At 74.2% G+C, this 1,479-nt stretch carries 2 protein-coding genes; one reads left to right on the forward strand and one right to left on the reverse strand.

Annotated features, from left to right (window positions below; genetic code table 11):
• Nucleotides 1–848: CU044_5270 family protein (locus DZF91_RS23890; RefSeq protein ID WP_117359553.1), on the forward strand; the 848-nt coding region annotated here is incomplete at its 5' end.
• 59 nt (nt 849–907) lie between these two features.
• On the opposite strand, the gene DZF91_RS23895 is transcribed toward DZF91_RS23890, so the two are convergent.
• Nucleotides 908–1,479 (reverse strand): TetR family transcriptional regulator (locus tag DZF91_RS23895; protein ID WP_235834507.1); only part of this gene is annotated, 572 nt, incomplete at its 5' end.

Here is a 1,479-nt window from a genome sequence, read left to right on the forward strand (position 1 = left end):
CCGCGCGCCGGGGACGGCGCCGGTGGACGTTCGGGTTGGTGGCGGTGGGCGCCTCGGCCGCCGCGGTGGCCGCCTTCGCGGCCGTGCCGTCGTCCGGGCACCGGAGCGGCGGCCGGGCGCGCCTCGTCAGCGCGTACACCGTGCTGGACCGTGCGGCGCTCGCCGCCGAACGCCGCCCGTTCACGCCCCCTCGCCCCGACCAGTGGGTGATGACCGAGGACAAGAGCGTCGCGGACGAGATCAGCAGCGGCAAGTTCCGCCTCCCGGATGTCTTCCGAAGCTGGGCCAGGGTGGACGGCACCCAGTGGGCCACGTGGGACGCCAAGGCCAAGAAAGTGCAGGTCCAGCGGTTTCCCGCCCTGGTTCAGTCGACGGACAAGACCTACGCCGAGATCGCGAGGCTGCCGACCGACCCGGATGCGTTGATCGCCTCGCTGAGCCCCCGCCGGCCCGGTCCCGCGCGTGCTCTCCCGCCCATGTACCGCTGGCGAACGGTCCAGTCCTCCCTGATCCGGATTCTGGAGCAGAGCACACCGCCGCCCGCCGTCCAGAGCGCGATCTACAGGGCGCTGAAGAAGGTGCCGAGCGCGAAGGTCGACACCGCGGCGAAGGACCCGGTGGGCAGGCCCGCCATCCAGCTCAACTGGAGCTTCGAGGAAAGGTTCCGCTCCGATCTCCTGCTCGACCCGTCCACCTACGCCTATCTGGGTTCCCGGACGATCGCGCTGAAGCCGATGACGCGGCACCGCGACACCGGGACGGTCGTGCTCCCGGCGGGCACCGTGCTGCTCGCCTCCGTCCGGATCCGTGCGGGGATCGTGGACGAGCCGGGGCAGCTGCCCGGCTAGGGCGGCCGGGCGCGGTCGGTCCGGCCGGGGCGACCGGCCGGGGCGGCCGGCCGGACCGGTCAGAAGTCGTGCAGGAGGCGCGCGGCGGCGACGTCGAGGCGGGCCTGGATCTCGTCGGCGGTGGCGTGGCCGCGCAGCATCTCGATCATCTCCATCGTCCAGACGCTGGCCAGGGCCTTGGCGAGCACGCGGCGGCGGTCGCCCGCCGGGACGGCGACGTCGCGGCCGACCGCCGCGCGCAGCAGCAGCCCGGTCATGCGGTCGCCGAAGTCGGTCTTGACGTCGGAGAGCAGCAGGGAGCGGATCAGCGCCTCGGCGAGTTCCGGCTCGCGCATCAGGCCGCGCGTCGCGCGCATGAGGACGTCCACGGCGCGCCGGTGCGCGGCCTCGGTGCGGGGCGGACGGCGCTCGATGCTGCCTTCGAGGAGGTCGAGCTCCTCGCTGACGACCGCGACGACCAGGTCCATCTTGGACGGGAAGTAGCGGTAGAGGGTGCCGAGCGCGACCCCCGCCCGCTCGGCGACCGTGCGCATCTGCATCGCCTCGACGCCGCCGCGCGACGCCAGCGCCGCGGCGGCCTGGACGATGCGGCGGCGGCGCTGGTGCTGGCTGCGCGACCGCGCGCCGCGCG

The sequence above is a fragment of the Actinomadura logoneensis genome, from assembly GCF_003428695.1.
In the GTDB taxonomy this organism is placed as follows: domain Bacteria; phylum Actinomycetota; class Actinomycetes; order Streptosporangiales; family Streptosporangiaceae; genus Spirillospora; species Spirillospora logoneensis.